Source organism: Streptomyces sp. MB09-01 (assembly GCF_033794505.1).
In the GTDB taxonomy this organism is placed as follows: domain Bacteria; phylum Actinomycetota; class Actinomycetes; order Streptomycetales; family Streptomycetaceae; genus Streptomyces.
On record NZ_JARAYQ010000308.1, the window covers coordinates 1 to 8,628 of the forward strand.

Annotated in this window: 8 protein-coding genes and 2 pseudogenes; 3 read left to right on the forward strand and 7 right to left on the reverse strand. The window is 69.6% G+C overall.

What is annotated here, in order from left to right:
• Positions 1 to 352, forward strand: a 352-nt coding sequence (locus PV721_RS37805; protein ID WP_319732540.1) for a hypothetical protein, incomplete at its 5' end; no start/stop codon positions are given.
• Between the two features lie 335 nt (positions 353 to 687).
• Here the strand turns inward: PV721_RS37805 and PV721_RS37810 are convergent.
• Positions 688 to 1,158 carry a hypothetical protein gene (locus PV721_RS37810; RefSeq protein WP_319732542.1) on the reverse strand — a complete coding sequence of 157 codons (471 nt, stop codon included), beginning with the start codon at positions 1,156 to 1,158 and terminating at the stop codon, positions 688 to 690.
• Positions 1,159 to 1,421: 263 nt separating this feature from the next.
• On the opposite strand from PV721_RS37810, the gene PV721_RS37815 reads away from it, so the two are divergent.
• The gene (locus PV721_RS37815) at positions 1,422 to 1,820 is read left to right on the forward strand and encodes a hypothetical protein (protein ID WP_319732543.1); all 399 of its coding nucleotides are present in this window, start codon (positions 1,422 to 1,424) and stop codon (positions 1,818 to 1,820) included.
• Positions 1,821 to 2,158: 338 nt separating this feature from the next.
• Entirely contained in the window at positions 2,159 to 3,244 is a 1,086-nt protein-coding gene (locus tag PV721_RS37820; protein WP_319732545.1) for an XRE family transcriptional regulator, read from the forward strand.
• 99 nt (positions 3,245 to 3,343) lie between these two features.
• On the opposite strand, the pseudogene PV721_RS37825 reads toward PV721_RS37820, so the two are convergent.
• The 6 genes and pseudogenes from PV721_RS37825 to PV721_RS37845 form a co-directional block, all read right to left on the reverse strand.
• A pseudogene (locus PV721_RS37825) lies at positions 3,344 to 3,600 on the reverse strand (DUF6624 domain-containing protein); the annotation flags it as partial.
• A 524-nt stretch (positions 3,601 to 4,124) separates the two neighbouring features.
• Positions 4,125 to 4,343: a hypothetical protein gene (locus PV721_RS37830; RefSeq protein ID WP_319732547.1), complete on the reverse strand. Its 219-nt coding sequence runs from the start codon at positions 4,341 to 4,343 to the stop codon at positions 4,125 to 4,127.
• 293 nt (positions 4,344 to 4,636) lie between these two features.
• The gene (locus PV721_RS37835; protein WP_319732549.1) at positions 4,637 to 6,283 is read right to left on the reverse strand and encodes a hypothetical protein; all 1,647 of its coding nucleotides are present in this window, start codon (positions 6,281 to 6,283) and stop codon (positions 4,637 to 4,639) included.
• 805 nt (positions 6,284 to 7,088) lie between these two features.
• A complete protein-coding gene (locus PV721_RS44165; protein ID WP_416371264.1) occupies positions 7,089 to 7,277 on the reverse strand; it encodes a hypothetical protein in 189 nt (62 codons plus the stop codon).
• Positions 7,251 to 7,491 (reverse strand): annotated as a pseudogene (locus PV721_RS44170) (PIG-L family deacetylase); the annotation flags it as partial. The pseudogene PV721_RS44170 and the gene PV721_RS44165, both read right to left, overlap by 27 nt.
• A 48-nt stretch (positions 7,492 to 7,539) precedes the next feature.
• On the reverse strand, positions 7,540 to 8,628 hold a 1,089-nt coding region (locus PV721_RS37845), incomplete at its 5' end, for a hypothetical protein (protein WP_319732551.1).

Below are 8,628 nucleotides of genomic sequence, written 5' to 3' on the forward strand. Positions count from 1 at the left end.
GCCGTCTCGTTGGCGGGAAGCGGCGTCGCCGACCCCCACGGCCGCCGCCCCGGCCGCGCTCGCGGCGCCGCTTCCCGCCAACGAGACGGCCGCCCGCGTCCGCAACCTCGCCCCCGCCCACTGCACGGTGGTCGGCGCCTACCACACGGCCCGCGTCACCAACATCACCGCGAACGAGCAGGGCTACCTGATCACCACCGACTACACCCGCGCCAACTACGGCAGCGTCGATACCGGGTTCGCGATCACCGAGTGCGTCGGCCGGATCCTCCACATCAACACCACCAACCTCCACGGCACCGCGGTCGTCGTCACCGCAACGGGCGACCACATGACCACCGCCCTCTTCTGACCCCGCCCCCGGGGCCCGCACCGTCCGGCGGGCCCTGCGCCAATCACCACGAAGGTCCCGTGCATCACACCGCTTCACCACGCGGTCCGTCGCCGGGTTCACCTCCCCGCCGCCGTCACCACCGCGGCCGCCGACCACGCCACCCCCGTCATCCCTTAGACCCACAAGCCCCACGCGAAAGAAGCCCCGATGATCTGCCTGTCCTGCCAGTCGCCGAACACGTTCCGGATCGCGGCCGGTCAGCACCGGTGGATGTACCGGACATGTCGGGGAGTGAGCACCGCGCAAACCGCTCCCCCCGGACCGGCGCCCGCATACCCTGGACGCTTCCCAGTTCAGGACTTGGAGCTGCACTTCGCGGCTGTGGCCTGGAACTTGGTCGCCTCGTAAGCGGTCCGCTGGGCCGGATTCAGATGGACGTCGGCCGTTACCGGGTCGGGGTCGGGGTAGTCCGGGTAGCCGTTCTCGCGGATGCAGGCGCTGACCATCTTCGCCTTGGCCACGAACTCCGCCGGGGCCTGTCGGGGGGCCTGCGGGCTCAGGAGCCGGTCCGCGCACTTCGCTTCGGCCGCGGCCTCGACGGCGGCGTCGTTCTTGTCCTTGTCCACGCGGAGCTGGCCGTCGTCCCGCTTCTCCAGCGGGACGCCGTTCGTCTCAAGACAGCGGTAGTACGCCACCTCCTGCGCGCTCGGCGGGGGCGTCTGCACCGCCTTCGCCTCGGCCGAGCCTTGCGAGCAGCCGGAGACGAGGGCGCAGGCGAGCAGCGCCACCGCTGTCAGGGCGTGAGTGGCTGGACGAACGTGCATGGGGACTCCGGTGAGCAGGCTGGACATGGGTGCCCAGAGGGCGAGTTGATCATGCCACGTGCACCGCTCGCGCTAATCGGTGAGTTTTCCCCGGGTGGCGGCCCGGTGCGGCTGGTCCTGCGGGGGGGGGTGTCCCTATGGGTTTCGTCAAGTGGTGGGTAACGTCCGTGACGGCTGGCCTTGAGCCGGGGAAGCCCGGTTGACCAGGGGCAACGGCTTTGGTTGTTGAGTCTGTCGTTGTGGAACCGAAGGGGTTGTGGCGGATGAGGGTTCTGTTCTTTCCCGATGAGGATGGGGTGGACGTCTCGGGCGGTGCGGCGGAACTCGTCGTCCTGGCCCTCGCCCTCGCCGCGGGGAAGGGTGGCACGGAAACCACCGCCTCGGCTGAACCGAGCTTCGGGGGCACTGAACTGGCTTCGGTCGAGGTGGTGAGCACCAGCGGCCCGGGTGTCCGTATCCGAGTTGACTCGGAGCGCGGCGCTCTACTCATCGAAGGTGACCGGCTGGGCTTGACGGCTCTCGCTGACGAAGTTCAGTCATTTGCGGAGATGGACGACGGCGGGCACCAGCACATCGAGTACTTCCCGGATCACTACTACCTTGTCGCTGGGTCACTGGCCATGGTCGTAAACAGTCCTCATGGCGGCATGCCGACTCGATGAACGACTGAGGGCAGTGGCTGGCCGGGGTTCGTAAAAGGTTGGCCCCGGTGAAGCGTCCCCAACCCCCGCCCGGGTACGGCATGGTGGACGGGCGGCGTCGACATCTGAGAGGGGCGAGATGGGTCTGGATCGTCATCCGCTGGCACACCTGCGCCGCCAGCGCCACTGGTCCGGAGACGACCTCGCCCGCCTGCTCCGTGAGCAGGCACGCAGGCGCGGCCTGCGCAGCGGCATCGACCGCAACCGGATCTGGCTCTTCGCGCCACACCGAGCGAGGAGAGCCAGTCGCTGCTGGCAGACGTCCTCGACGTTCCCACCGCCGCGATCGAACAGCTTCGATGGCCCGACTGGCTGCCCGCTTCGAACAGCCCGCCCCGTTCAGCCCCTCCGGAACCCGGGCCGCCCTGCGAGAGGTGCAGATCACCCGCATGGACCGACGATCCTTCCTGGTACTCAGCAGCAGCACCCTCAACGAGGTCGCCGCCGACTGGGCCCGCATCGAGCCACGCCACCTGTCCCAGGCCCTCGACGGACAACACGTCGACGAAGAACTCCTGACATGGCTGGAGCAGCGGTCCGGCGAGCTGCGCACTCTTGCCGCCGGACCGCATCCGGAGGTCTCCACTCTCATCGACGCCCACCTGAACACCGCGATCGACCTGATCGCCCAGGGCTACCATTCCTCGGCAGCAGGCCGCCGTCTCCACGCTGTGGCTGCAGACCTCGCGCACTGCGCCGCATGGCTGCGCTTCGACGCGGACCGGCACGCCGACGCTCAACGCCACTGGCAGGCCGTCGTCCATGCCGCGCACCAAGCCGGCGACCGCGATCTCGCGGCTGTGGCTCTGTCCGACCTCGCCTACCAGGCCACCTGGCTGTCCAGGCCTGCCGATGCGATCCGCGTCCTGGAACACGCCCGCTCCCGCACCCGTACCGCGGCTGCTCGCTCACTGCTCGACGTACGCCGCGCACGAGCCTGCGCCGTACTCCAGGACCACCAGGGAACCCAGCGCGCGCTGACTTCCGCCGAGACCGAGCTGGACCGGATACACCCCAACGACACACCCCCCGTCGTCTCCTGGATGTCGATGGCGGACATCAACGCCGACGCCGGCCGCTGCTGGCTCGACCTCGGTGACCCCGGCCGCGCCGGCACCGCGATCGACTCCGGTCTGGGCGAACTTGATCCACGCCGCTCCCGAACCAAATCAGTGTTCCTCACCTACCGGGCCGAAGGCTCCCTCCACAACCGCGACGCCTCAGCCGCCGCGGCCGCCGCCCGCGCCGCTCTCGACACCGCCCTCGACTCCGGGGCCACCCGCTGCATCGACCTCGCCTCCGCCCTCATCCGCCGCCTGGACGACCGGACCGAGCAGCCGATGGTCGAGCTGCGCGAGTACGCCCGGGAACGACTCGCTGGATGATCCGACCGCATGAACCGGGAGAGCCCGGAGCGGATCCGCACGACTAGGGTCTGTCCAGCGGATCAGACGGGAGCGTGATCCGCCGGATGCCGGAGTGACTCAGGCGATCGAGAACTGAGCGATGTACTCGGCGAACGGCGGGATTCCAACTTCTGCACGACGTGCGTCCATGCCCTCGGGTTCCTCGCAGGGCCACGGGATCGGCGAGCCGTCCTTCACGCCGGCGATCTGCGTGCCGTAGATCTGCTTCTTCCCTTCGTTCACTAGGGTGCGATCCTGCAGGAAGGCAAGATCTCGCGGCCTGGCGGCTCCGTCGGCAACGGCTGCTCCATCAGCCGCAGCGCGCGCCGCTGAGCGTGATCCTCCAGCAGACGGCCGAGCCGGTCGGCGAGAACCTGCGGCGCACCGGCGCATCGGTGCGACCGGCGAACCCGGCTGCCAGCCGGGCGAGCTCACTACGGGCGGCGGTCTCCACCAGGCGCCGGGCGGCCGTGCGTTCCGGGTGCGCCCAGACCAGGTCGACCGGGGCCAGGACGGCCCTCAGCTCAAACGATGGCCGGGACCCTCCAGAGCGATTGACAAGTCTTGATGATCTTGTAGGTGTGCAGGTCAAAGTCGTGCGGCAGGAGTTCGTCGACACGAGCCTGTGGGTTGAGCAGTCCGCGGCCGTACCGCCGCTCATGGGTGCGCCGGTCGCGGTCCTGGCGTGCCGCAGCCGTGCGCTTGGGCGCGTACAGCCGTGGTCGGCGCGGGTGGGGTTGCCGTGCCTGACCTGAGACCGGAGCAGCTGCTCGAGGTTCCTGCCACCCGAGACGGCACGGGCCTGCTCAGGATCTTTGGGTGATGGTGAGGTCATTGCCGGTTCGATTCTGCCTGGTTGTCATCCCGGCCGGTCCTTGCCCAGACTCGCCCGTGTGCTGGCTGTGCCTCGTGCGGCCGGGTCATCACTCGGCCACAGGCCTAGGAGGTCGAGCAGCTGTGCGAGGTCGTCGCGGTCGATGGCACGGTCGGCGACCGCGCGGCGCGCGGCGTCCCGGTCCACGGAGCCCACAGGGCCCAGCAGCGTTGAGGCCTCCGTCGAGGAGAAGGGATCTTTCATGGCGTGATGCCACCACAGCCGGCATCACCTGGCAGGGTGTACTGCTCCAACCGGCCTTGACCCGGCTCGCAGGCAGGAGACGTCGGGCGTTGATGGTTGTGCAGTCTTTATGCCCCGTGCTTCTCCGTCGTCGCCATTCCCGGCCCTACGTTCGCGTGTCTCCGTGGGCAGGGTTGCCGCCGCCTGGACGACACCTACGCCGGAGGCGCCGACGGGATCGGCAGCGAGAGAAGGCTCTGCGTCTATCCCTGGGCCTGGCCGGGGCTTCATCGGCGGGCCGGACCGCAGGTGCGTCACGTATGGCCAGCGGCCCGCTCCACCCGCCCGCGATGTGAGCCACGTGGCGATCTACAGGCTTCACCTGCTGCGCTTCCGCAGTCGGGGCACGCCACGGCCAGCACGGTCGGGGAGCCTGGAGGCATCGAACTCACACGTCGCCTTTGAACCTGGGCTGCGCGCGCATCGAGAATGGGCTGCACACGTTCGTCATGAGGGGAAGGGCGGACCCGCTTTCGGCCGGATCGGTCATCGTTCACGCAGTCCTTCCCCGCGACAGCGAAGCAGCGCGGGCACTGCTCGTTGATCCAGAACCGGCGAGCTACCTGACCATGCCGTGGCACTGACTTTTTCGGAGCGGTGTCACTGCGAGGCTGTGCCGGCGCCAGCACGGCAGGCACGGTGCCATCTGGGCTCTCAAGACCCGCGCGGGCCCTCCATTCAGAGACCTTGCTCAGTTCGTCAGGAGAGAGAAGACCGCCTGCGTCATCCGCCGCATCAGACAGCCCTCTCACCAGCCTGCGTACCGCATTCACCGGTGTACGGCGGCGGAGGCCCGCAAGCCTTTCCAGGGTCCGTCGAACTCGCTGCGCAGCCTTCTTCTCCGCCGCCTGTCTCTGCTGATGCAGGTTCAGCATCTGTAGTCCCGCTCCGGAGGCGACAAGATGGGTGTCGGCAGCTTCCGCGACACGCGTCTCTTTCACTGTGCGGTCATGGCTGGCTGTCGCATTGGCGCGGATCAGTAGCTGACGGACCCGGCTCGTGTCTTCGGCGGAGAGCGCCTCACCGAGCTGGGAGAACAGGTCACGGCGGACGTCGGCCTGCGCGTGCAGCCAACGGCGTGCATCGTCCACCACAACAGCGAGCTGCTCCCGAGTCTCCCCGTGCACTTCGATCAGGGCTTCTATCTCGTCGCACACCCTGGCGACCACGACCACGGACTCCACCTTGCGCGCATCAGCCAGACGACGCAGCAGCCCGACCGCCCGCACCGAAGCGTTCGGCTCCTTCCTGACCTTGGCCACCGTCCAGGAGGACGCGGGGCGTGCGCGCCGGGAACTGACGATCTGCTTCACCGCCGGAGTCGACAGACCGCGCTCGGTCATCTCGCACTCGTCCAGTGCGAACCACTCCACGCCCCGCGCAAACGCCTCCGTGCCGATCCGCACCCGGCGGTGAGTGCCCTCACTGTCCAGACGGATGCGGTGCACGTACCAGTGCCGGACCAGGGTGGCCTCGTCCACCGGCACCGATACGCCCAGCACCGGCTCGATGCCGTCCTCGTCCCAAACGGGCGCGACTTCCCGGTCCAGGTGGACACGTAGCCCGCGGCTCTTGAACCGGATGTCGAGAACGGAACCGATCGCAGCACGGCCTGGTCGGGCGAAGTCGAAGACTGCCTGCTCGCCGTGGTCACGCAGCCAGGCCACAGCAGCAACCTTCACATACAAGTGGTCGGCACTGGACACTCCCCTCGCCCGCCGACGGCACTCGTGGCCCACTGCCTCGGCGCCCGGGTGGTGGGCGAAGTGGCAGACCCGATCGGTATAAAGCTTCGTCGCCAGCCGAACACCGCAGCCGCCCAGGAGCAGCCCGCACCAGAACGTGTCGTTCTCGTGCCTTTGGCGGAAGGCGTCCAGCTCGATCGCCTCCAGCGGCAGCATCAGCGGCTCCTCCGAGTCCGCGCCGCCCATGACCGCCGTCTGAATCTGCCGCCTGTCACCCCGCATGTACCCCCCACCCTTCATCCCAACTCATCGTGCCACCAGCAACGTTGGCACCGCAGCTCATCGCGTGATCAAGCCGTCGTCCGGAGGGGCGGAGTCTGAGCCGGCGCCAATTGCCGCTCCGAAAAGGTGGGCACGCTCGGCGCGGGCCGGCGGAGGGCGGCGTCCTCGATTGCCGCGGCCCGGAGGCGCCGCTGCGCGCGCCCTCGATCGGCAACGGCGCGTCCTGCGGGACGACGGCCGGGGCGGGGAACGCGTGCCAGCTGCGCTCCCGCAACTCCCGGGCCTGCCGCTCCACCGCATCCCGCCATGGAAGTCACCTCCGGCCGGGCGGAGCCTCACGGTGCGCGGCGATGGCGCGGCAGTAGCCGTCCGGGGCCGGCCTCCGTGTGGGCTGAGCGGGATCGGACGGGGCTGCATGGGCGGCGGCATCGGCCTGTGTAAGCACGGGGCCGGGAGGCAGATTCCGCAGGGTGCGCACGACCGTACGGCCCGCCGCAGCGTTGGCGGCCGCCACGATGGGGGCCTGTTCCAGGCGTGCCTTCATCTCCCAAGCCGACGAGTCGGGGCACCCGGTCGCCGGACTGCGGTCGGGGCCGACGGCTGCCACGTGCCGGGCGTGGGCGGGAGCGACAGCCGCCAACTGCTCCCGCAGGGAGCCGCCGGCAGCCGGGAGCTCCCGGGCCCGCTCGACCGGCCGTGCGGCCGATGAGCTTTCCCGTACACCGGTCGGACGGGCGGATCAGCGCAGTCCGGCCAAGAGGTCGTTCTCGGGTACAGCCGCGCCGGTGGCGTCCCTGCCGCGTACGAAGGTCTCCATGCCATTCAATGCGCCGAACCTCTCCTTGCCCATCTCGAGGAAGAAGATGTTCTGACCCCCATCGAGGCGGCCTCGCGGGATCCGGCGCATGATCTCTCCGAACCGCTGCATCCCCGAGCGGGGGCATCGTCGTCCAGTACACCTTCGGTGTCAGCGCGGTCATCTCCAGCGCCGCCATCGTGATGCGGTGCTCCTGGATGTGGTCGGGGTGGCCGTAGAAGCCGTTCTCGTCGTAGGTGACGACCACATCGGGTCGGTAGTGCCGCATGCGTTTCGCAAGTCGGGCGGCGCCTTCCTCCACGGGGGTCTGCCTGGCCTCGGCCGGCGGCCGCACGGTCCCCGCCACAGTCCGCCTCGGTCCCCGACCCCGCGCTCACCCCTCGGGAGCGGGGGCCGGAGAACCCGCCACCAAGGCCTCCACCTGGGGCCGCAGCGCGGGCTCCGCGCACAACGCGAAGTGATCGGTCCGCCGCAGGTCGAACACGCCCCGCACGCCACGCCGCCGCGCATGCGCGACCAGATCGTTGAAATGCGTCTCGAAGCGCGTGGAGAAATGGATCCGCACCGGCCCCCCGCACACAGACCGCAGCCGCTCGCACCGGCGCACGAACCGCTCGTAGGAGCCAACCTCCTCCGCGTCCTCCCACACCTCGCCCGCGTGCCGGCACACCTGCGCCAGATCCTTCCCGGCGATCCGATGCAGGTAGTCGCAAAAATTCGCGAAGGTGTCCAGGTCCCGGGTCGCCGCCACGATCCCGCGCAACGCCGCGGCCGGATCGGCCAGGTCCAACCCGGCCAGGGCCCGGGTGACGGGGAGAGTGGACCGGTTCATGTTCGGATCCAACAGCAACACCCCCGCGAGCGCGGGCCGCTGCTCCGGATGCTCCGCCCACCGCTCAGCGAGGCGCAGCACCGTGTCGGCCCCGTACGAGAACCCCACGAGCACGAGCCGCTTGCCCGGGTGGCGCCGGGCGAGGGCCCTGATGGCGCCCGCGATCAACTCGGTGTGCGTGGCCAGGCCGATCGGCCGGTAGCGCGCGTCGCGCGCCTCTTCCGGATGGTGGCCGAACGCCGTCAATGCGACGGTGTGCGGTCGGGCCGAGGCCATGTACGAGCGGAACTCCGAGGCGTCCGTGCCCAGACCATGCAGCAGGACCACCAGGTCACGCGAAGCCGTGGCCCGCTCTAGGTAGCGCAGCCGGCGGCCAAAGACCATGTGGTCCGCCGGCAGGTCCACGTCGAAGTCGTCGGCACTGATCTCGAAGGAACCCTCGACCACCACCGACCCCGCGTCCCGGCCACCCGAACCCGCCCTGCCGCCGCCCCACCACCCGAGGCCGAAACCGGCGCCCGCGGCGAGGAACGCGACACCGGCCGGCGCGACGGCGTACGCCCCGACCCAAGCGAGCACGGCGCGAGCCTCGTCCCGGAAGATCCCGACCAGGACCCCCACCCCCCCCCC